The following is a 21,781-nucleotide window of genomic DNA, read 5'->3' as shown; positions in this document are numbered from 1 at the left end:
TCCTCCCGCACGGTGCCCGGCAAACCGCCAAGATCGCGCGGAAGGCGGACCTCGCGGAAGGCGGACCTCGCGGGAGGCCGGACCGCGCCCAAGGGAGCGTGAGCGAGGCAGCGCGGCTAGGAGCCCGCTACCGCGTTGGCGAAGCGGGCTGCTCCGTCTTCCAGGTCCGGATGCTCGACTGCCAGCGCGAGCGCCACAATGCGGTCGAACCCCAAGCCTGCGCCTTCCGCGTAGGCCGCGTCGAAGGCCGCGTCGCCGAGCGCCGTCCGCAACGCCGCCTGCTGCGCCGACCAGAACGCGCCGAACGACTCGGTGCGCCGCGCGCCGCGCGCCGTCTCCGCCCCCCCGAAGAGGACCGCCGCTGTCGCCGGGTCATCACCCAGGACGCAGCGGACCGCGATCGCCGCGACGGCGTCCGCGGCGGCACCCCGGAAACCGTGCCGCAACCTCGACCGCAACGCCACCACCAGGTGGTCGTGCGCCGCCACCAGGTCACGGCGCCGAAGCGCGACCATGCCGAGCAACCAGTCCACGGCCCGCCGGCCCCGGTCCTCGGGGTGTGCCGCCTCGATCTGGCGGGCGCCGGCCAGCAGCTCGGCGGCCTCGGCCAGCGCGTCCCGGCGCCACAGCAGCTCGGCCAGGGCCAGCACCGCCGGGAGCGCCGCGGACGGGGCGCCGAGCCGGTCCGCCTCGGCGATCACGTGACGGCAGGCCCGCTCGGCGGCCTCGGCGTCACCGTCCAGCTGCACCCGCTGGGCGGCGAGCGACCGGATCAGCAGCGCGGGGTCACCGGACCGGCGGGCCTGCTCCTCGGCCCGGGCCAGGAACAGCTCCCGCTCCCAGCGGTCCTCGGCGAGTCCGGCATGGACCAGATAGGCGCCGGCCAGATCGCGCGGGCCGGTCTCGTCGCCGACCCGCCGGTAGAGACGTCCCAGCAGGTCACGAGCCTCAGCGGCGTCGCCGTGCTCCCGCCACCACGGATCGAGCGCGCCGGCCAGCCGCAGACCGGCACGCGCGGCGCCGCTCGTCGCGGCCCAGCGCAGCGCGGCCTGCCACTCCGCCACGAACGGGCTCAGCTCGGTGAGCGAGACAGTGCCGTCGGAGTCCGCGGCCACCTTCTCCAGCACCTGCATCGCCCAGGTGAGGTGACGGTCACGAACAGCCTGCTCATCGCCGGCGGCGGAAAGTTTGCGGAGCGCGTATGCCCGTACCTGATCGGAAAGCCGGTAGCGAGGGCCGGGCACCACCTCGACCACCGATTTGTCGGCAAGCTCGGAGAGCGCGCCGAGAGCTTCGGTGCCGCACCACTCCACCGTTGCGAGATCCACCGGACCGGCGAAGACCGCGAGCCGGCGCAACAGGTCCGCGGCGCGGCTGCCGAGAGTTCGATAGGACCAGGCCAGGTTGTTGGTCAGGCTGGCGTGCCGGCCGTCGCCCGCGGCGTCGTTGTCCAGCGCGCCGAGCGGGTCGTCCAGCCGCCGGGCCAGCTGCTCGGCCGGCAGCAGACGCAGCCGGGAGGCCGCCAGTTCGATCGCCAGCGGCGAACCCTCCAGCCGGGCCGCGAGACATGCCAGCTGCTGATCGCCGTCACCGACACGGCCGCCCTGCGCGGCCGAGGCACGCTCCCGCAGCAGCGCGAACGCGTCCGCCGGCGCCAGCGGCGGAATCCGCCAGACGGTCTCGCCGGGAAGCCCCAGCGGCGCCCGGCCGGTCGCCACCACATCCAGCCGGCGGCACCGGCTGAGCAGGCGGTGCACCAGCGTCGCGGTCAGCGCCGGCGCCGCGTCACACGTCTGCAGCACCACCAGCATCCGCCGCTCGGCGCACTGCTCGACCAGGGTGTCGATCATCGGACGGCCCGGTTCGGGGCGCAGCCCCAGAGCCGCGGCCAGCGTCGCGGGCAAGCCGTCTGCCGCGGTCGCGGCATCGACCGTCCAAATTCCGCCTGGGTACGCGGGAAGCAGCTGCTCCGCGACAGCCAGAGTGAGTCGCGTCTTGCCGGCCCCGCCCGCTCCCACCACCGTGACCAGTCGGTTGTGGCTGATCAGCTCGGCCAGCTCAGCGGACTCGGCGGCTCGGCCGACGAACCGGCTGGACGGCGCGGGCAGGTTGTGGCGTGGCGCCTCAGCGGTGCGCGGGCGGGGGAACTCGCGCTCCAGCCCCGGCGCGAGCACCTGGAAGATCCGCTCGTCGTCGTCGAAGCCGCGCAGCCGGAACGCACCGAGATCCAGCAGGTCGACGTCGGCAAGCGTCTGTCCCGACGGCCGGTGTGCGGGGGCGGTGTACGCCGCCGTGACGGCCAGCGCGGTCGCCTCCGAGCAGAGGATCTGGCCGCCGTGGGCCGCGGCCGACACCCGGGCCGCCCGGTGCACCTCGGCGCTCGCGTACTCCCGGCCGACAGGTGTGGCCCGTCCGGTGTGCAGTCCCATCCGGACACGGGGCACCGCGTCGCGTCGCGGCCAGTCGTATGCGGACAGTCGCCGCTGCGCCTCCACACACGCGGCGACGGCCGCGTCAGCGTTCGCGAACGCGATGAAAAATGAGTCACCCTCCGTAAGGAGCTCGACACCACCGAAGTCGGCCAGCACAGCGCGTAGCACTGATCGGTGCGCTCCGAGCACGCCCCGGTATGCCTCGCCGAGCATCCTGGCCAACCGCGTGGAGCCCTCTATGTCGGTGAACATGAAGGTCACCAGGCCACTGGGTAGCTCGCTCCATCCCGACACGGTGGACCCTCCGCCCCCTTTTGGAAGTCGTGCCTCATGCTGCCGTATCTCTGTGTCACCGCCCATCGTAGAAACGGACGGTAATCATTTGCCCGCCATGGCCGACCCCTTACGGATGACCTGAGATCGCCACATCGACGCGTGACGTACGGGACTACGCGTCTCGTAACGAAAGAGATCGAAGGCGGAAACGCCACAACCGGCCGAAAGCGTCAGGACGTTCGGGTGTACCCGTCCGAGGCACCGAATCGGCACGCGGCGCGAGCGGGGGCTCACCCGCCGCAGTCGATCGCGGAACACCTCTGTTCCGGGCCGGCGGGCCGTCCGTGCCGGCGGGCTCGCTTTCCGGGCCCGCCTCCGCCGGGCCGGTTCGCCGTCAGCAGCCGCAGGCGCCTCCGCAGCAACCGCCGCCGCCGGAAGGGCGGGCCGGGGCGGGAGCCGGGCTCGCGCCGCCGCGGCCGGTGACGGCGACTGTGGACAGCAGCTTCACGGTGTCGCCGTGCCCCTGCGGACAGGGCGCCGGCTCGGCGGCCTCGCTCATCGGGCGACTGATCTCGAAGGTGGCGGCGCAGGCGCGGCACCGGAACTCATAACGCGGCATCAGACCAGCGTAGGGCCCCTACGGTCGTCCGCGCACCGAGAGCTTCCACAGGGCCGGATCGACTTCCGCGGTGGGTGACACGAACGGGTAGGGTCAACGCCGTGGCGGAGGCACCGAAGAAACCGGCAGAGCGGTTCGAGCTGCGCTCGGCGGCACCCCGCCAGCGGGGGCCGTTGAGTGGTTCCGGCGCGGCTCCGGGCGACAAGTCGGAAAACTTCGGCGGAGCGCCTGAGGTCAGCGCGATGCCGCAGGTCGGTGCGATACCGGCGGGCGGAGCCACGGCGCAGAATGCCTCGGCCGGCGCCGGGACGGAAGGGCTGACGAAGCCGCCCACCGCCCCGAAGACAGATGCCGCCAGCAAGGACGATTCCGACAAGCCGGGCAGCGACTCCCCTGCCAAGATCGAGCCGACCAAGCCCGAACCAGGCAAGGCCGACGCAGCCAAGGCCGACGCAGCCAAGACTGAGGCAGAAAAAGCCGGCCCCGCTGGAGCCGACGCAGCCAAGGCCGACGCTGCCAAGGCCGAGACAGGCAAGGCCGACGCAGGCAAGGCCGACGCGACCACGGGCGACAAATCCGATAAGGCCGATAAAGGCGCTAAGGACGACAAGGCCGGCGCAGAGAGCGCAAGCGGCAAGAGCGAACCCGCCACCGCCGTCGCAGCAGCCGCGAGCCCGGGAGTGGGACGGCGGTCTCTGCGGGCCGCCGGGCGGGCGGGGCGGGCCACCGCGCTGTGGGCCAAGGGACCCAGTGGCCGTGTCGTCATCCCCGGCTTCGTCATCGTGGCTCTGGTGATCCTGGCCGGAACGTCCGGCGCTTACCTCGTACCGAAGGCTTTGGAGGCCGGCCCGGCACCCAGCGCGAACGTCTCGGCCATGCCCGGGGACCCCGCGGCGGGGACCGGGCTTCCGGCGGACGGCGGCGCGGGGCTGCCCGGCGCCGGCGCGACCGGATTGCCCGGCGCCGGAGCGACCGGACTGCCCGGCGCGGGAGCCACCGGACTGCCGGGAGCCGGCGCGACGGGTCTGCCCGGCGCCGGCGCCACCGGACTGCCCGGCGCGGGGGCGACCGGCCTGCCGGGCGCGACCACCGGGCTGCCGGCAACTGGACTTCCGGGCGCGGGGCTGCCCGGCGCGGGGCTGCCCACCACGCAGCCGGGAACGGGCGGCGGACGGCCGGCCGACGCGCTCTCCAGCTGGGCCACCCAGGTCGGCACCAAGGTCGGCATCCCGGTCGTGGCGGTGCAGGCCTATGGGTACGCCGAACTGGTCGCCGCCAAGACCACGCCCTCCTGCCACCTGAGCTGGACCACACTCGCCGCGCTCGCGAAGGTCGAGTCCGACCACGGCGCGTTCAACGGCGCGGTGCTCGGTGTCGACGGAGTGGCCTCTCCGACGATCTACGGCCTGCCGCTGAACGGGCAGGGCGGCCGGCAGATGATCGCGGACACCGATCAGGGACAGCTCGACGGCGACACCACTCACGACCGGGCGATCGGGCCGATGCAGTTCATCCCGTCCACCTGGAAGGAGAACGCTGTCGACGCGGACCGGGACGGCGTGACGAACCCGAACGACATCGACGACGCCGCGCTGACCGCCGCCGTCTACCTCTGCAAGGGCGGGCGCGATCTGGCCAAGGCGGAGTCCTGGTGGGACGCGATCCTGTCGTACAACGCGGTCCGGCCGTACGCACAGAGGGTTTTCCAGTACGCGGACGATTACGGACGCCGCAGCCAGAGCTGACACTCTCGGTGAGCAGACCGGTACTTTTGCGTGGTGAGCACTTCCCTAGTGGTCACGTTAACGGCACGATGTACGGGTGAGGGTGCGTGAATGGGATCCACGCTCCGCGTCCGCGGCCGAGATCCAGTCGCTCGTGGAGACGGTGAACGCGGCCATGGCCGCTGATCTCCCTGATGATCCACCCTGGCGCGACGTGCAGGTGCGGGACTATCTCGCCGAGACCATGCCGGGCGAGCGCCGGATCACCTGGGTGGTCGAGGACGACCGGGTGCCCGAGGGCGAGGGGGAGATCTTCGCCCACGTCAACATCCTGCTGCTCGGCGACATCGGCGTGCTGGAGATTCTGGTCCGGCCCGACCTGCGCCGCCGCGGTCTCGGCCGTCAGCTGGTCGGGGTGGCGGCCCGCCGGGCGTACCTCGAAGGGTTCACCTCGATCGGCGTGGAGGCGATCGGCGGCACCACGGCCATCCCGTTCTACGAGTCGCTGGGCTTCGAGCGGGAGTACGTGGAGACCCGCAGCGTGCTCAACCTCGAATCGGTGGACTGGCTGACGCTGGGCGCGATGGCGAGCGGGATCAGCTCCGGCTACCGCGTGGAGTACCACCCGGGTGGCCCGCCGGACTCGCTGCTGGAGGCGTACGCGCAGGCCAAGGCGGAAGCCCAGAACGACGACGACGATCTCGACCTGGCGCCTCGCTCGTCCGATCCGCAGCGGCTTCGCGAGTCGATCGAAACGCTTCACAAGCGCGGCCTGAAGCCGTACATCGTGCTCGCCATCCACGAGGCCACCGGGGCGGTCGCCGGGCTCACCGAGGTGGTGGTGCCCGCTCAGCATCCCGAGCGGGCAGACCAGTACGACACGATCGTGGTCCGTGAGCACCGCGGTTACGGCATCGACCGGGCGATCAAGGCCCGGATGCTGTTCGAGCTGCGCTCCGCGGAGCCCACGCTGCGCCAGGTGCAGACCTGGAACGCCCAGCACAACGAGTCGATGCTGAAGGTCAACGCCGAGCTCGGCTACCAGTCGGACCGGGACTGGTACGAGTACATCGCCGATGTCTCCCACCTGGTCCAGCGGCTGGAATAGCCCCCGATCTCGGCGGCTTGCTCACCGACAGCCCATGCGGAGATCGCCGTGAGAGGGCTGCGCGATGACGCCCGTGGGCAAGCCTCCAAGATCGGCAAAAGCAGCGTCAGCCGAGCGACTGGGCCACCTCGGTGGCCCAGTACGTCAGGGTGATCTGGGCGCCGGCCCGCTTGATCGAGGTCAGCGACTCCAGGATCACCCGCTCGCGGTCGATCCACCCGTTGGCGGCCGCGGCCTCGACCATCGCGTACTCGCCGGAGACCTGGTAGGCGGCGACCGGGACGGTCACCCGCTCGCGGATCGCGGCGATCACGTCGAGGTAGGCCAGGGCCGGCTTCACCATGACGATGTCGGCGCCCTCGGCCACGTCCAGGTCGACCTCGCGCAGCGCCTCCCGCAGGTTCGGCGGGTCCTGCTGGTACTGGCGGCGGTCCCCCTGCAGGGTGGACTCGACGGCCTCGCGGAACGGGCCGTAGAACGCGCCCGCGTACTTCGCGGAGTAGGCGAGGATCCCGATGTCCTGGTGGCCGGCCTTGTCGAGGGCCCGCCGGATCACGCCGATCTGGCCGTCCATCATCCCGGACGGGCCGACCATGTGTGCGCCGGCCTCGGCCTGCGCCACCGCCATCTCGGCGTAGATCTCCAGGGTGGCGTCGTTGTCGACCGAGCCGTCGGCGGCGAGCACGCCGCAGTGCCCGTGCGAGGTGAACTCGTCCAGGCAGAGGTCGCCCATCACCACCGTCGCGTCGCCGAACTCGCGGCGGAGGTCGCGAAGACCGACGTTGAGGATGCCCTCCGGGTCGAGTCCGGCCGAGCCGGTCTCGTCCTTGTTGGCGTCGTCCGGCACGCCGAAGAGCATCAGGCCGCCGACGCCGGCGCTGACCGCGTCGTGCGCGGCCTTCAGCAGTGACTCGCGGGTGTGCTGGACGACGCCCGGCATCGAGCTGATCGGTTTCGGATCGGTCAGCCCCTCCTTGAGGAAGATCGGGAGGACCAGCTCGGACGGGGCGATCCGGGTCTCCTCGACGAGGCGGCGGATCGCCGGGGTGCGCCGCAGCCGGCGCGGGCGGATGTCGGGGAAGGACATCAGATGCTCCCTGGAGAAGGCAACGAGCGGAAACGAAAGACGAGCGGGAACCAAAGACGAGCGGGAACCAAAGGCGAGCGGGAAAACGAAAGCGCGCCGGACGAAATCCGGCGCGCTTCAGAGGAAAATCAGCGGAATCGCAGTGCCGTGGGCCCCTGGACCTTGGAGCCGCGGCGCTGCTTGGCCGGCATCGCGGCCAGCTTCTCGCGCAGCTCCAGCGCGTACTCGGCGAGCGCCTCGACCAGGTCGGGCACCGACGCGTTCTGCGGCTGGGTGTCGACCCGCAGGCCGAACTCGACAGCGGTCTCCGCCGTCTTCGGCCCGATCACCGCCACCACCGTGCGGGCGTGCGGCTTGCCGGCGATGCCGACCAGGTTCCGTACGGTCGAGGACGAGGTGAAGAGCACCGCGTCGAAGCCGCCCGACTTGATCGCATCGCGGATCTCGGCCGGCGGCGGGGCCGCCCGCACCGTCCGGTACGCGGTCACGTCGTCGACCTCCCAGCCGCGCTCGATGAGCCCGGCCGCCAGGGTCTCGGTGGCGATGTCGGCACGCGGCAGCAGCACCCGGCCGACCGGGTCGAGGATCTCGTCGTGCGGCGAGAACTCGGCCAGCAGGCCCTCGCTGGACTGCTCGCCGGCCGGGACCAGCTCGGGCTGGATGCCGAACGCGCGGACCGCCTCGGCGGTGGCCTCACCGATACACGCGATCTTGACGCCGCCGAAGTGGCGGGCGTCCAGGCCGTGCTCGGCGAATTTCTCCCAGACCGCCCGGACCGCGTTCACCGAAGTGAAGATCACCCAGGCGTACCGGCCGTCGACCAGGCCCTTGACCGCGCGCTCCATCTGCGCCGGGGTGCGCGGCGGCTCGACCGCGATGGTCGGCACCTCGCACGGGATCGCGCCGTAGGCCCGCAGCCGGGCGCTCATCGCGCCGGCCTGCTCCTTGGTCCGCGGCACGAGCACCTTCCAGCCGTACAGCGGGCGGTTCTCCCACCAGCTCATGGTGTCGCGCTCGGCGACCTCGGAGCCGACGGTGAGCACGACCCGGCCGGTGAAGCCGAGCGCCGCAGCGACGAAGCTGTCCACGGTCGAGGTGGTGGTGTACTGCGTCTCGCCGGTGCCGTCGCCGGTCACGCCGACCGGGACGCCCGGCTCGACGCCGGCGGCGAGCAGGCCGTCACGCACGGCGGCGAGGTCGCCGGCGTCCACGGCGACCGCGAACGAGCCCTTCTGGGCCGCGCCGGCGAGCGCGTCGAAGTCCAGGGTGGTGATGTCGTCGACGTCGGCGGCGACCCGCACGCCGGGCAGCGGCACACCGGCGTACGCCGCGACGCCCTCCGCCTGGCCGATGCCGGGGATCACCTCGAAGTGCACAGCGGTCCGGGCGACCGCCTGCACCTCCTTGACCACCGAGTCGTGGCCGAACGGGTCGCCGGCGACCAGGTGCACCGCGGAGAGGCCGGACTTGGCGGCGGAGAGCAGCACCTTGGCGACGTCGCCGGGGGCGCCCTCGGCCGGGCTGAACTGGGCGTCTTCCTTGGCGTCCGAGCGGATCGCGCTCAGCAGCGACTCGGGCACGCCGCGGTCGTAGACCACCTGGTCGGCATCGGTCAGCGCCGCGTACGCGCGACGGGTCAGCAGCTCCGGGTCGCCGGGTCCGGCGCCGATGAACGCGATGCGTCCGGCTGGCTTACGGGCGGTGCGGGTGGTCATTCTGTGCTCCCCATCAGGGTATCGGCGCCGGCGTCGAGGAGATCGATGGCGAGTGCCTTGCCGATCTCCGCCGCGCCGGCGGGCGTTCCGGTGCGCGACAGCCGGATGGCTCGAACCCCATCTGGGCTGATCACCGCACCGCGCAGGTAGATCTCGTCACCGTTCTCACCTTCGGCGAGCTCGGCATAGGCGGCGACCGGGGCGGAGCACCCGGCCTCCAGCGTGGCAAGCAACGCCCGTTCCGCCATGACGGCGGCCCGGGTCGGTGCGTGGTCGAGCTCGGACAGCAGCCCGACCAGGTCCGTGTCGCCGGCCCGGCACTCCACCGCCAGCGCGCCCTGGGCAGGGGCGGGCAGCATGAGCATCGGGTCGAGCGTCTCGCTGATCTCCCCGGTCCGGCCGAGACGCGCCAGACCGGCTCGGGCGAGGACGACGGCGTCGAGGTCGGCCTGGGGGCCGAGCACTCGTGCGATCCGCGTGTCCACGTTCCCTCGAATCGGCGTGACCTGCAACTCTAGGCCGAGAGCACGCAGTTGCGCGATTCGGCGCACCGCTCCGGTCCCGATCTTGGAACCGGGCGGGAGCTCGGCGAGGGCCAGGCCGGTACGGGTGATCAACGCGTCCCGGGGGTCCTCCCGCACCGGGACGGCGGCGATGTGCAGCCGCGGGTAGTCGCCGGTCGGGAGATCCTTGTACGAGTGGACGGCGAAGTCGATCTCATCGGCGATCAGCGCGTCACGCAGCGCGGACACGAAGACACCGACGCCCAGCTGAGCGACGGGCGCCGCGGATTGGTCACCGGGCGTGACGATCCGGACCAGTTCCACCGGGCGGCCGGTGGCAGCGGTCAGCGCGTCGGCGACCATCTGCGACTGGGTGACCGCCAGGGCGCTGCCCCGGGTGCCGAGCCGAAGCGGTTTCACGCCTTCCCCCCGATCTCCGGCACCGCGTTCGCGTGGGTGGCGAGCGGCACGTCCAGGTCGAACAGTTCACGCAGCAACGCCGCGTACTGATCCCCGCCGGGTTCGGCGGCCAGCTGACGCACCCGTACCGTCGGCGAATGCAGCAGTTGCTGCACGACCCGGTGCAGGGTACGGGAAACATCGGCCCGCTGCTCCTCGGTGAAGTCCGGCCGTCGCGAGATCAGCTTGCGCATCTCCGCCGAGACCACCTCCTCCGCACGGGTCCGCAACGCCGCCACGGTAGGCGCGATCTCCGCGCCGCGCAGCCAGCCGAGGAAGTTGTCCACCTCACTGGCGACGATCTGCTCGACGGCCGCGGTCTCGGCCGCCGCGGGCAGCGCCCGGCGGCTCGCCGCGAGGCTGTCGATGTCGACCACGACCAGGCCCGGCAGGTCGCCGGCGTCCGGCGCCACGTCCCGCGGCACGGCCAGGTCCAGCACGACGAGCGGGTGCGCGGCGCCGCTCCGGGCGGCGAGCGCCGCCTCCAGCCGGGAGCGGGTCAGCACCGGCTCGGTGGAGGCGGTCGCGCTGACCACGATGTCCACCTCGCGGAGGGCCGTCTCCAGGTCCTCGAACGGGACCGCGACCGCGCCGTACGCCTCGGCCAGCCGGTCGGCACGCTCCAGGCTGCGGTTGGTGATCCGCAGCGGGCCCACCCCGGTACGCGTCAGCGTGGCCACCGAGAGAGCGCCCATCGCGCCCGCCCCGATCACCAGCGCGGACCGGCCGGACAGGTCGCCGCCCAGGTGGTCGGCGGCCACGTCCAGCGCGGCCGTCACGACGCTCTGGCCGGCCCGGTCGATGCCGGTCTCGGCGTGCGCCCGCTTACCGACCCGGAGCGCCTGCTGCATCAGCTCGTGCAGCAGCCGGCCGGCCGAGTCCACCTCGGTCGCCGCGTGGTACGCGTCGCGCAGCTGCCCGAGGATCTGAGCCTCGCCGACGACCATCGAGTCGAGACCGGAGGAGACCCGGAACGAGTGCCGGACCGCCGCCTCGCCGTAGTGCACGTAGAGGTGGCCGGCGAGATCGTTGGCCGGGATGCCGGAGTGCTCGGCGAGCACGTTGCAGATGTCGCCGAGCCCGCCGTGGAAGCCGGAGACCGCCGCGTAGACCTCGACCCGGTTGCAGGTGGAGACCACGACGGCCTCGCCGACATAGGGCTGGGCGACGAGTTTCTGCAGCAAGTCGGGCACCGCGGACTCGGGGATGGCGAGCCGCTCCAGGGCCGCGACGTCGGCGGTGCGGTACGAGGCACCGATGCTGAGCAGGTTCACGAGCCGACCGCCTCCTGATTGCCCGCCGCGGCGGACCGGCCACCAGGTAGCGCGGTCAGAGACGCCTTGCGGTGCTCATGGAACGAAAGGATCTGCAGCTCTATGGCGAGATCCACCTTACGAACATCAACATTCGGGGGCACCGAGAGCACGCCCGGCGCGAAGTTCAGGATGCTTGTCACACCGGCGGCGACCAGCACGTCGGCGACCGCCTGGGCGGAGCCGGGCGGGGTGGCGATCACGCCGATCGCGATCGACTCCTCGGCGGCGACCGCGTTCAGGTCGTCGATGTGCCGCACGGTGAGGCCGTTGATCCGCTCGCCGACCTTGTTCGGATCGGCGTCGAAGAGGGCCACCACCCGGAAACCGCGGCTCGCGAACCCGGCGTAACCCGCCAGGGCGTGCCCGAGGTTGCCGACGCCGACCAGGCAGACCGCCCGGTTCTTGTCCAGGCCGAGGATGTGCTCGATCTGGTCGACGAGCAGGGCGACGTCGTAACCGACGCCACGGGTGCCGTAGGAGCCCAGGTGCGAGAGGTCCTTGCGGAGCTTCGCGGAGTTCACTCCGGCCGCGGCCGCGAGGCCCTCGCTGGAGACGGTCTCGGCGCCGGTCTCGGCGAGGTGGTGGAGAGCCCGCAGGTACTCGGGCAGCCGCGCGATAGTGGCCTCCGGGAGATCCGGGAAGGCCGGGACGCCACCGGCATCGCCGGGCGTGCTTCCTTGACGCTGCTGACTCATCTGACTCCGTGCCGACGAGGCGGACCTGCGGTGAGCCCTGTCTGTGCGATACCGGTGAAACCCTCTTGGGGTGGCTGTGGTAGCGGGGCTCGTCGGAGTCACAGAGTAGGCGCTTGTGAAGGCGTGCACAAATCGCGATCTTGTCGGGACAATTGGACAAGATCGACCCAGCTGTGTTAGCCGGGCCGACCTATCGAGTATTACCGAGCGACCCCCGCCAGGGCCACCTGACCTAGAGTGACATGGCCATCTCTACCGCGCCTACCAGCGTGTCGGCCACCGGATAGCCGGAATTGCGCAACCGGTCCGGGTCGGTGAAGCCGCCGGTGTAGAGCACGGCCGCCCCGCCGACGGATTCGGCGGCGTGCGCGTCGTCCAGAGAGTCACCGATCATGACGACGTCGCTGCCGTCGATGCCGAGCTCGGCCAGGTGCCGCGCCAGGTGCCCGGCCTTCAGATCGCCGCCGACCTCGGTGCGCAATCCGTCGATACGGGCGAAGAGCCCGGCCAGGCCGTACGTCTCGACGGCCGGGACCAGCTCGCTGTGGAACCACATGGAGAGCAGCGACTGGGAGCCGGGCCAGGTCTTGATCGCGGTCATCGCGTCGGCGGCCAGCGAGATGTCGGTCAGCCCGAGCCGGTACGCGTCGTGGAAGATCTGATCGAGTCGCCCGAACTCCTCGGCGTCCACGGCCCGGCCGAGCATCTCGGCGTAGAACTCGGCCACCGGCCGGCGGAAGGCCCGCCGGTGCTCGTCGGCGGCGACGTTACGGGCGCCGACCGCCGCGAACGCGGCGTTGGTCGAGGAGACCACCAGGGGAAGATCGTCGAGAAGGGTGCCGTTCCAGTCCCAGACCAGGTGCTTAGCTGTCACGAGGAGCCAAGTTACAGCCGTGGTTCCCCGGGCTGTCGAGCCAAATCCCGTAACAGGCGCTCCTCCTCGATGCGCCAGTATCCGTGCTCCTTGCCGTCCAGCAGCAGCACCGGCACCCGGTCGCCGTAATCCCGCTCCAACTCGATGTCGGAGTCCACGTCGACCTTGGTCCACTGCTGCGGCGCGATCCGGTCGAGGGTCTGCTCGGCGACCTCGCAGAGGTGGCAGCCGGCCCGGCTGATCAGGGTGAGTCGGTTCATAGCTCCTTCTTACGCACTTTGCCGATCGGCGACCGGGGCAGTTCGGTGACCAGCTCGATGCCGGGCAGCTTGAAGCGGGCCAGCCGGGCCGCGCACCACACCTGCAGCTCGGTCACGCTCGGCGGCGGTTCGCCGGCGGGCACCACGTACGCGTGCGGCCGCTGCCCGCTCTCCGCGTCGGGCACCGCGACCACGGCGGCGGCGGCCACCCGCGGATGCCCGTCCAATACCCGTTCTATCTCGGCGGGGTAGACGTTGAAGCCGTTCACCAGGATCAGCTCGCCGATCCGGTCGACCAGGACCAGGTCGCCGTCGCCGTCCGCGTACGCCACGTCGCCGGTGGGCCACCAGCCGTCCGGGCCGGGCCCGCCGCTGCCGTCCGGCCAGTACCCGGAGAAGAGGTTGGCGCCGCGCACCACGATCTCGCCGGGGTCGGTGCCGGCCGAGGCCGCGACGTCCAGGTCCGGGTCGGCCGGGTTCAGGTCGGCCAGGTCGTCCTCCACCGAGGCGGTGCCGTCACGCCACAGCTCGGCGCCGGCCGGGTCGCGCAGCAGCAGCTCGACCCCGGGCAGCGGCCGGCCGATCGAGTCGCTCTTGTCCCGGTGACTGACGGCGGTCGTGGTGAGCACCGGCGCCGTCTCGGTCAACCCGTACCCGATCAGGATGCTCTTGCCCGTCGCGGCGCGGAAGCGCGCCGCCGCGCCGGCACCCAGCGGCGCCGCGCCACAGACCGCGGTCCGCAGGCCGCGCAGGGCCTCCGCCGCGCCGGGCGCCGAGGTCCAGGCCTGATACATCCCGGGCACGCCGACCGCGACAGTCACCTCGTGCCGGGCGATCAGCGCGAGCGTCTCCGCCGGATCGAAACGCTCGGCCAGAACCCCCGTCGCCGCGTGGTGGGCGACCGTCCCGAGCCCGGTGTTCAGGCCGTAGGCGTGGAAGAACGGCACCGCGAGCAGCACCACGTCGCCGGGGCCGACCACCGGCGGCTCGATCCGGTCCAGCTGGTCGTGGTTCGCCGCCAGCGCGGCGTGGGTGAGCATGGCCCCTTTCGGACGCCCGCTCGTCCCCGAGGTGTAGAGCAGGACCGCGAGATCCGCTGCCTTGACCGCCGGCAGGATGCCGTCCCCAGCTTCCTGCTCATCGGGTACGCGGGGAGCAGTCACCAGGCGCAGCCGAGGCGGTCCCGCGGGTTCCCCGACGATCAGCGCCGCCCCCGAGTCCATCACCGCATGATCGATCTCGCGGGCCGTGTAACCGGGATTGAGCGGCACCGCGACCCGGCCGGCACGCAGCACTCCGAAGTAGGCGACGGCGAAGTCCACGGTGTTGCCGAGGACCAGCGCGACCCGATCGCCCGGCGCGGTGCGCGCGGCCGCCCAGCGCGCCGCGGTGGACACGCGACTGTCCAGTTCTGCCCAGGTGAGAACCGCGTCCCCGGCGATCAGGGCGGGCCGGTCGGGGTGGCGGTCGGCGGCCTCGGCAACCGGATCGCGGGCGGGTTCCTCCACGAGGCCCGAGTTTGGCACAAACGACCCCGGAGCGGCATGCCGGACATCAGGTCCGTCGGCGCCGACGCTCCACCAGCGATCGTCGAGCCGACTCTGGACGGGGTAAAGATCCGATTCGCGGCTTTGCGCGCAGCGCACATGGTGTGCGACTCCTCGTGTCCGATGTCGGTGATACTTCCGTCTGCGTAACGGACTCCACACCAACGGGTGAGGTCGACCGGCTTTTCAGCGGGTTGACCCGCCCCTTTTGTTGTGAGTGACCACCCTCATCCCGAGGAGGCCGCTGTGCCACACAAAGCACGGAATCATGGCGAATTCACGTCTGGCGGGACTGATTCGCGATCGTCACAGGCCCGCCGGGTTGAGGAGGCGAAGTGACCCATGTGTACGCCGGGGACCCGTTCCACCGCGATGTCCTCGCGGCCCGGCTCGCGCTCAACGAGGGCTTGAACACCCTGCGTGAGTCGTTCGACGGCGGCATCGTCAACGCGATCCGCGGTGACAGCCCGAAGCAGACCGGCAGCCGCCGGACGCCGAACGGGCCGCCGGCCGTCGCCCAGCCACACGGAGGCAACGGCAAGTTCGGCGGACGGGCCGGGTCGCCACGCCCGCCCGCCCAGCCGACGGCGGGTCAGCGGTCGAACATCGGCGAGCCGGACACGGCGCCGGGCGACCACACCGTCGTCCTGCCGACCCAGAGCACCACCGGACCACCCACCGAGACCGCGCCGCCGAAACACCCGGCCCGGCCCGATCGTGGCGACCCCGCCGCCGAGGTGTGGGCGCTCGTCGAACGGGCACAGGCCGGCGAGGCCGAGGCCTTCGGACTGATCTACGACCGGTACGTCGACACCGTCTTCCGGTTCGTCTACTTCCGGGTCGGCAATCGGCAGCTCGCCGAGGACCTCACCTCGGACACCTTCCTGCGCGCGCTCAAGCGCATCGGCAGCTTCACCTGGCAGGGCCGGGACCTCGGCGCCTGGCTGGTCACGATCGCCCGCAACCTGGTCGCCGACCACTTCAAGTCGGGGCGGTACCGCCTCGAGGTGACCACCGGGGACGTCCTCGACGCCGACCGGGAGGACCGCGGACCGGAGGGCAGCCCGGAATCCGCGGTGGTCGACCACATCACGAACGTCGCCCTGCTCACCGCGGTCAAGCAGCTCAACCCCGAGCAGCAGGAGTGCATCGTGCTGCGCTTCCTGCAGGGCTTCTCGGTCGCCGAGACGGCACAGACCATGGGCAAGAACGAGGGCGCCATCAAGGCCCTGCAATACCGGGCCGTCCGAGCGCTCAACCGGTTGCTGCCGGAAGGGTTCCAGTCTTGATCAGGCGCTCTCGGATGTCGATCTCCGATACCCGATGGCACCCCCTCGTACCCGTAACCGGTGCCGCGTGTCGCGCGTTTGTCCGGATGCGAGCCGGGGCCGGTAAATCCGCCTCCGTCGCCTACGCCGGCCCGCAGGCCGGCGAGACAGCCACGAGCGAGGGGAGGTGCCCACGGTGAAGTTCGAATTCCTGGACCGCCGGAGCGCCGAGCGCTTCGCGGAACTACTCGACGAGGCCGGCGGCGCCCGTCGGCACCACACCCGTGGGCAAGCCGACGAGGAGCTCAACCGGCTGGTCGCCATCGGCAGCCGCCTCGGCGCGGCCCGGCCCGGCGCACCGGTCGAATCCGAGTTCCGCGTCGGCCTGCGCGCCATGCTGGTCGCCACGGCCGAGCGAGACGGCATCGGCCGGACCGCCATCGACGACGCCGAACCCGTCATCGACACGACCGGAAGCCGGCGGTCGTTCTTCGGCCGCCGGATCCGGGCCCGGGGCGCGATCGTGATCGGTGTCGCCGCCGGCGCGATGGCGGTCTCCGGGATCTCCGCGGCGAGTGAGAGCGCATCGCCCGGCGACGCGCTCTACGGCGTCAAGCGCTCCACCGAGCGGGCGCAGCTGGCGATCGCCGGATCGGACGTGTCGCGGGGCCAGCTCTCGCTGGACTTCGCCCGCAACCGGCTGGCCGAGGCGGTCTCCATGGACGGCGGCGACCCGGCGTTCCGCACGGTGCTGGAAGACATGGACGCGGACACCCGCAAGGGTGTCCGGCTGCTCAACACGTCCGCTGTCTCCCATCAGGACACCAAGCCGCTGACCACGCTGGACGGTTTCGTCGTGGCGCAGCGCAAGGTGTTCGCCCCGGCCCTGGGCAAGCTCTCCCCGGCGAACCGGGACCGGGCCGCGGCGTCGCTGGCGCTGCTGGAGGACGTGGCGGGCCGCACCGATCGGCTGCGGACCGGCCTCGACTGCGAGAAGATCACGCCGAGCGGCTCCGACGAGCTCGGGCCGAAACTGCGCACCTGTGGCGGCGGCGAGGACGACAACGCCTCCGCCGGACCGGCCGCGCAGCCGAAGCCCGGGCACACCGGCGGCAAGTCGCCGAGCAAGCAGCAGGGCCAGGCCGCCACACCGAAACCGTCGAAGAGCGTGATCACCACGAAGCCGGACGACACCGGCGACGCGGCGACCGTGCCGGGAACGGTGGCGCCGACGACCACGTCGCCGTCGAAGTCGCCGGCGAGGATCGGGGCGACGTCGCCCACGCCCACCGTCCCGGTGACGACCCCACCGGTCATCCTCGACGACGGGCCGGACGGCGGGATGCTGGACGGGTTGCTGAACGACCTGTTCTGAGCCAGCTCATTGGCGAGGGGCGGTGCCGAAAGTCGTTACCGACTTCGGGGCCGCCCCTCAACTGTCACTATAGGTCGGTCCGGGCGATTCATTCCAGTGACTGCGACTATGTGTCACTTGACGGTCACGGACCGAATGCGTCCGGGCGCTTCTCCAGCAGCTCGTGCAGGGTGGCCTGGATCGTCTCCCGGACCTGGTCGGCGAGGTTGTAGACGACCAGCGGGTCGTCGGCGAACTCGGTCAGATGCGCTGTCGGAATCGGCGGGCAGAACTGGATCAGCCACTTGCTCGGCAGCGGCACCAGACCCAGCGGGCCGAGGAGCGGGAACGTCGGCGTCACCGGGAAGTACGGCACGCCGAGCAGCCGGGCCAGCGGCTTCAGATCGGCCAGGATCGGGTACGTCTCCTCGGCCCCGACGATCGCCACCGGAATGATCGGGGTGCCGGTGCGCAGAGCCGCCGACACGAACCCGCCCCGGCCGAACCGCTGCAGCTTGTAACGCTCGGAGAAGCGTTTCCCGATGCCCTTGAAGCCCTCCGGGAAGACGCCGACCAACTGCCCGCTGGTCATCAGGCGCTCGGCGTCCGGGTTGCAGGCCACCGTCGCACCGGCCGCACGGGCCAGCTCGCTCATCACCGGCATCCGGAACACCAGGTCGGCGCCGAGCAGGCGCAGGTGTCGCTCGCTCGGATGCTTGTCGCGCATCGCGACGGTGAGCATCAGCGCGTCCAGCGCGATCGTGCCGGAGTGGTTGCCGACCACCAGGCCGCCGCCCTCGGACGGCACGTTCTCGATGCCGAGCACCTCGGTGCGGAACCAGTCCCGGTACAGGATCTTGAGGATCGGCTGGAACACCGTGTCGGTGAGCTCCGGGTCGAAGCCGAACTCGTCCACTTCGTACGCCCCGGCCAGCCGGCGGCGCAGGAAGGCCAGCGTGCTCGCCAGCCGCTGGTCCCAGACGTCCGGGATCTCCGCACCGGCGTCCCGGGCATCGGGAACCGGGACGGCCTCCGGGATCGGCCGGTTGCCGTTCACCCGCTGCACCGGCGGCGGTTTCGGCAACTGGAACTCGGCATGTCCGGGCAGCGCGTCACGACGGTACTCGTCCTGGCTCACGACCGGTCGCTTCCCACCGGCACCCGGTCCGGCGTGGCGTCCGCCGCGGCCCGGACCCGGCGGATGCCGTCCAGAAGGGCCTGCTCGGCGGCGACCAGACGGTCCGCGGTGAGAGTGGAACCGGCCACGTGTGCCTGGATGAACTCCTCGAACGCGGCAGTGGTGGTGCGCGGGGTGAAGCCGAACTCACGGATCAGACGGGAGGTGTCCACCACCCGACCGTGCACGAAGAGGTCGATCTGGTCCAGGCCGATCTGCTCGACACCGAGATTGCGCAGCAGCGAGGCGCCGGTGGAGAGCGCCGACTCGGGCAGCGGCAGGGCGACCCGGCCGGCCCGGCGAACCGCCTGGGCGAGCATCAGGACACCGGCGCCGGCGACGTTGAACGTGCCGGGATGGTCCTCGATCACCGAGCGGTGCAGGATCTCCAGCGCGTCCTCGACGTGCACGAACTGGAGGCGGGCGTTACGGCCGAGCACGGTCGGCACGACCGGCTGGGCGAAGTATCGGGTCAGCGAGGTCTCGGCCGTCGAGCTGATCATGGGGGCGAAGCGCAGCACTGTCGCGGCCACCTCGGGGCGGCGCCGGCGGAAACCCCGGACGTATCCCTCGATGTCGAGGATGTCCCGGGCGAACGGCCCGCGCGGCACGGCGCGGGGCTCGGTGTCCTCGGTGAAGACGGCCGGGTCACGGAACGAGGCGCCGTATGCCGCAGTGGAGGAACGCACCACGAGTTTGCGCAGGCCGGGCGCGCCCTGGGCGGCCGCGAGCACCTGCATGGTGCCGATGACGTTCTGTTCTTTCATCGCGGCCCGGCCACCGTGACGGCCGTCGGGCACACTCGTCACGGCCAGATGGACGACGGCCTCGGCGCCGAGATCGGCGATGGCCTCGGTGGCCGCGCGCGCGTCGGCCCGGATCCGCTCCACACCGTCCAGCAGGCCGAGCAGGCCGGCGGGCGGGTCATGCGGGTCCAGGCCGACGACACGATCGATCCGTGGGTCAGCTGCGAGGCGGGCGGCCACCCGAGCGCCGAGATAACGGCTGACTCCGGTGACCACGACAACGCTGGGCGGTGAGGTCACCACGGGTGCACCTCTCGATGCGAGCCTCGGGACAGGGTCGGCAAGATCCGGTCGCGGCCGGGCGATCCGCCCGGCCGTCCGTCACTTGCCGAGACGGCGACGCTGGACGCGGGTCTTGCGCAGCAGCTTGCGGTGCTTCTTCTTCGCCATACGCTTGCGGCGCTTCTTGACCACGGAGCCCATACGAAAAGCCTCTCGAAACCATGTGGGTGGACCGACGACCCGAAGGCACGGCCGGTACCGGACTGGACGGCACCCGGAGCGTGGCGTCACGATCGGCGCGCAGACCCGGGAACCAACCGGTCCAGCGTACCGGGACGATCGCGACGGGCCAACACGACCCCGGCAGGCGCCGGGGGCGGCCGGTCGTCAGGCGCTCTGCGAGAAGGCGCCGCGAAGATATTCGTGTACCGCGTGCTCCGGCACCCGGAACGAGCGGCCGACCCGCACCGCGGTGAGGTCACCGCCGTGCACGAGCCGGTAGACGGTCATCTTGGAAACCCGCATGAGCGCGGCCACCTCGGCCACCGTCAGGAACCGTACCTCCGAGAGTCGTTCCTCGGTCTGGGCTGGACCCGTCATCTCGTCGCACCGATCCTTTCGCAGGCACGTGCGTGTCATCAGAACGGTATCGATACAGCTGTGACCAACGCGATGCGTTCCGTGAAATGCCCACAAAAAGTCAAGCCCGACACGCCGGATCTGCGAGGTTTTGACCCGGTTGGGTTACTTCTTTCAGGGGAGCGTCACTTCTTCGACGTGAGAACCCGGACGGGACGCTCGGCGATCCGGCGCATCAGGTAGCCGTACCACTGGTCGCCGTACGGCAGGTACACGCGGACCGTGTGACCGCCCGCGGCGAGACGGGCCTGCTCGTCGGGACGCACCCCGTACAGAAGCTGGAACTCGTACTCCCCGGTCGACCTGTCGAACCAGCGGGCGCGGTCCTCACCGATCGCGATGAGCCGCGGGTCGTGCGTCGCGACCATCGGGTACCCCTCCCCCGACATCAGGATGTTGAGGCAGCGCACGAACGACTTGTCGACGTCGAGCGCCGACTGGAACGCCACCGACTCCGGTTCCGCGTACGCCCCCTTGCAGAGCCGGACCCGCGAACCCGCCGTCGCCAGCTCCCGGCAGTCCCCCTCGGTCCGCCGCAGATGCGCCTGCAGCGTCGCGCCGGTCTCCGGGAAGTCGCGGCGCAGCTCCAGCAGCGTCTCGAACATCGCGTCGGTGGTGGTGTGATCCTCGGCGTCCAGCGTCACCGTGGTGCCGGCCTCCGCCGCTGCCGCACAGATCGCGTGCGCGTGCTCCAGCGCCAGTTTCTCGTCGATCCGCTGACCCAGCGCGGACAGCTTCAGGCTCACCTCGGCCGCCGGCGTCAGGCCGGCCTCGCGCAGCCGGCCCAGGATCGTCACGTACTCCTGGCGGACCGCCGCCGCCTGCTCCGCCGTCCGGGTGTCCTCCCTCAGGTGGTCCAGCGTCACGGCCAGACCGTCGTCGGCGAGTTCCCGGCTCACCCGCAAGGCGTCACCGGCGCTGCCGGCGATGAACCGCCGCACGAATCCCTTGCTGACAGGTGCTGACTCGACCAGACGCTCGAGCCGGGACGAGCCGGCCGCCGCGAGAAAGAGGGAACGGAGCATGTGCCGAGGGTAACCTCCGGGCAGGCCGGCAAACGTCGCCGCGCTTCATACATGCCCTACGCGCCAACCTGCGGCTACCGTTGTCGGGTGAACTTCGATGCGTACGCCCGGACGGCAGTCGACCTCGTCAACGCCGGACTGGACGATCTCGCCGGGTTGCGTGCCTTGTTCTCCGGCGAGCAGGGCTACATGCGAGACCAGGTCGTCGAGAAAGACCTCGCCGTGTTCCGCCGCGCACAGCGCCGGCTGCGCGAGGTCTTCGAGTACGGCACGTCCGGGCGCGACTCCGAGGCGGTGCGCGAGCTGAACACGATGCTCGAGGCGTACCCGGTGCAGCCACGCATCTCCGGGCACGACGCCAGCGACTGGCACATGCACGTGGCCAGCCGGGGTTCGTCGGTCAGCGCGGAATACCTGGCGGGCGCGGCGTGGGGCCTCGCGGTGTGGCTCTGCGAGTACGGCAGCGCCCGCTTCGGCATCTGCGCCGACGAGCGCTGCGGCAACGTCTATCTGGACACGTCGTCGAACAACTGCCGGCGCTTCTGCTCGGAGCGCTGCGCGACCCGCTCCCACGTGGCCGCCCACCGGGCCCGCAAACGGGCAGCCCTGACCCCCGCCTAAACGCCGCCTGCCCCCCACCGCGCCGCCGCGCCGCCGCGCCGCCGCGCCGCCGCG

19 protein-coding genes and 1 pseudogene are annotated in these 21,781 nt (G+C 71.5%); 5 read left to right on the top strand and 15 right to left on the bottom strand.

Going from position 1 to position 21,781, the window contains the following annotated elements; translation table 11 throughout:
- Positions 1-116: 116 nt before the first annotated feature.
- Complete coding sequence (locus AB0F72_RS16535; RefSeq protein ID WP_360431146.1) at positions 117-2,684, bottom strand: adenylate/guanylate cyclase domain-containing protein; 2,568 nt, start codon at positions 2,682-2,684, stop codon at positions 117-119.
- 418 nt (positions 2,685-3,102) lie between these two features.
- Positions 3,103-3,327, bottom strand: a complete 225-nt coding sequence (locus AB0F72_RS16530) for a zinc ribbon domain-containing protein (RefSeq protein ID WP_360431143.1) — start codon at positions 3,325-3,327, stop codon at positions 3,103-3,105.
- A gap of 101 nt (positions 3,328-3,428) precedes the next feature.
- On the opposite strand from AB0F72_RS16530, the gene AB0F72_RS16525 reads away from it, so the two are divergent.
- Positions 3,429-5,072 (top strand): lytic murein transglycosylase, encoded by a 1,644-nt coding sequence (locus AB0F72_RS16525; protein WP_360431140.1) that lies wholly within the window; start codon positions 3,429-3,431, stop codon positions 5,070-5,072.
- A 76-nt stretch (positions 5,073-5,148) separates the two neighbouring features.
- Positions 5,149-6,159, top strand: coding sequence for a GNAT family N-acetyltransferase (locus tag AB0F72_RS16520; RefSeq protein ID WP_360431137.1), 1,011 nt, complete (start codon positions 5,149-5,151; stop codon positions 6,157-6,159).
- Between the two features lie 106 nt (positions 6,160-6,265).
- Here AB0F72_RS16520 and hemB read toward each other — a convergent pair whose 3' ends face one another.
- The 8 genes from hemB to AB0F72_RS16480 all read right to left on the bottom strand — a co-directional run bounded on the left by hemB (position 6,266) and on the right by AB0F72_RS16480 (position 14,576).
- Positions 6,266-7,246, bottom strand: a complete 981-nt coding sequence (hemB, locus tag AB0F72_RS16515; RefSeq protein WP_360431134.1) for a porphobilinogen synthase — start codon at positions 7,244-7,246, stop codon at positions 6,266-6,268.
- Positions 7,247-7,374: 128 nt separating this feature from the next.
- Complete coding sequence (locus tag AB0F72_RS16510; protein ID WP_360431131.1) at positions 7,375-8,961, bottom strand: uroporphyrinogen-III synthase; 1,587 nt, start codon at positions 8,959-8,961, stop codon at positions 7,375-7,377.
- Complete coding sequence (gene hemC / locus AB0F72_RS16505; RefSeq protein WP_360431128.1) at positions 8,958-9,884, bottom strand: hydroxymethylbilane synthase; 927 nt, start codon at positions 9,882-9,884, stop codon at positions 8,958-8,960. The genes AB0F72_RS16510 and hemC overlap by 4 nt, the downstream gene beginning before the upstream one ends.
- Entirely contained in the window at positions 9,881-11,197 is a 1,317-nt protein-coding gene (locus AB0F72_RS16500; protein WP_360431125.1) for a glutamyl-tRNA reductase, read from the bottom strand. The genes hemC and AB0F72_RS16500 overlap by 4 nt, the downstream gene beginning before the upstream one ends.
- Positions 11,194-11,934, bottom strand: coding sequence for a redox-sensing transcriptional repressor Rex (locus AB0F72_RS16495; protein WP_360431122.1), 741 nt, complete (start codon positions 11,932-11,934; stop codon positions 11,194-11,196). The genes AB0F72_RS16500 and AB0F72_RS16495 overlap by 4 nt, the downstream gene beginning before the upstream one ends.
- 232 nt (positions 11,935-12,166) lie before the next feature.
- Entirely contained in the window at positions 12,167-12,808 is a 642-nt protein-coding gene (locus AB0F72_RS16490) for an HAD family hydrolase (protein WP_360431119.1), read from the bottom strand.
- Positions 12,809-12,819: 11 nt separating this feature from the next.
- On the bottom strand, positions 12,820-13,068 hold the full coding sequence (locus AB0F72_RS16485; RefSeq protein WP_360431116.1) for a glutaredoxin family protein: 249 nt from the start codon (positions 13,066-13,068) through the stop codon (positions 12,820-12,822).
- A complete protein-coding gene (locus tag AB0F72_RS16480) occupies positions 13,065-14,576 on the bottom strand; it encodes an AMP-binding protein (RefSeq protein ID WP_360431113.1) in 1,512 nt (503 codons plus the stop codon). Before AB0F72_RS16480 ends, AB0F72_RS16485 begins: the two co-directional genes overlap by 4 nt.
- A 374-nt stretch (positions 14,577-14,950) precedes the next feature.
- Here AB0F72_RS16480 and AB0F72_RS16475 point away from each other — a divergent pair, with 374 nt between their 5' ends.
- On the top strand, positions 14,951-15,904 hold the full coding sequence (locus AB0F72_RS16475) for an ECF subfamily RNA polymerase sigma factor, BldN family (protein ID WP_360431110.1): 954 nt from the start codon (positions 14,951-14,953) through the stop codon (positions 15,902-15,904).
- Between the two features lie 166 nt (positions 15,905-16,070).
- Positions 16,071-16,913 (top strand): annotated as a pseudogene (locus tag AB0F72_RS16470) (DUF5667 domain-containing protein); the annotation flags it as partial.
- Between the two features lie 469 nt (positions 16,914-17,382).
- Here AB0F72_RS16470 and AB0F72_RS16465 read toward each other — a convergent pair.
- From AB0F72_RS16465 to AB0F72_RS16445, 5 genes are all read right to left on the bottom strand, one after another.
- Positions 17,383-18,375, bottom strand: coding sequence for a lysophospholipid acyltransferase family protein (locus tag AB0F72_RS16465; RefSeq protein WP_360431107.1), 993 nt, complete (start codon positions 18,373-18,375; stop codon positions 17,383-17,385).
- Positions 18,372-19,463 (bottom strand): NAD-dependent epimerase/dehydratase family protein, encoded by a 1,092-nt coding sequence (locus tag AB0F72_RS16460; protein ID WP_360431104.1) that lies wholly within the window; start codon positions 19,461-19,463, stop codon positions 18,372-18,374. Before AB0F72_RS16460 ends, AB0F72_RS16465 begins: the two co-directional genes overlap by 4 nt.
- 78 nt (positions 19,464-19,541) lie before the next feature.
- Positions 19,542-19,643, bottom strand: a complete 102-nt coding sequence (locus AB0F72_RS16455) for an AURKAIP1/COX24 domain-containing protein (protein ID WP_007465623.1) — start codon at positions 19,641-19,643, stop codon at positions 19,542-19,544.
- A 186-nt stretch (positions 19,644-19,829) separates the two neighbouring features.
- Entirely contained in the window at positions 19,830-20,042 is a 213-nt protein-coding gene (locus AB0F72_RS16450) for a helix-turn-helix domain-containing protein (RefSeq protein WP_014447695.1), read from the bottom strand.
- Positions 20,043-20,206: 164 nt separating this feature from the next.
- Positions 20,207-21,106 (bottom strand): proline dehydrogenase family protein, encoded by a 900-nt coding sequence (locus AB0F72_RS16445; RefSeq protein WP_360431101.1) that lies wholly within the window; start codon positions 21,104-21,106, stop codon positions 20,207-20,209.
- Between the two features lie 87 nt (positions 21,107-21,193).
- Between AB0F72_RS16445 and AB0F72_RS16440 the strand changes: the two genes are divergently transcribed.
- Positions 21,194-21,727 carry a CGNR zinc finger domain-containing protein gene (locus AB0F72_RS16440; protein WP_360431098.1) on the top strand — a complete coding sequence of 178 codons (534 nt, stop codon included), beginning with the start codon at positions 21,194-21,196 and terminating at the stop codon, positions 21,725-21,727.
- The last annotated feature ends 54 nt before the right edge of the window (positions 21,728-21,781 follow it).

The sequence above is a fragment of the Actinoplanes sp. NPDC023936 genome (assembly GCF_040639325.1).
Lineage (GTDB): Bacteria > Actinomycetota > Actinomycetes > Mycobacteriales > Micromonosporaceae > Actinoplanes.
The sequence above is the reverse complement of the archived record's forward strand: the minus strand, read 5'-3'. Positions and strand labels throughout refer to the sequence as shown.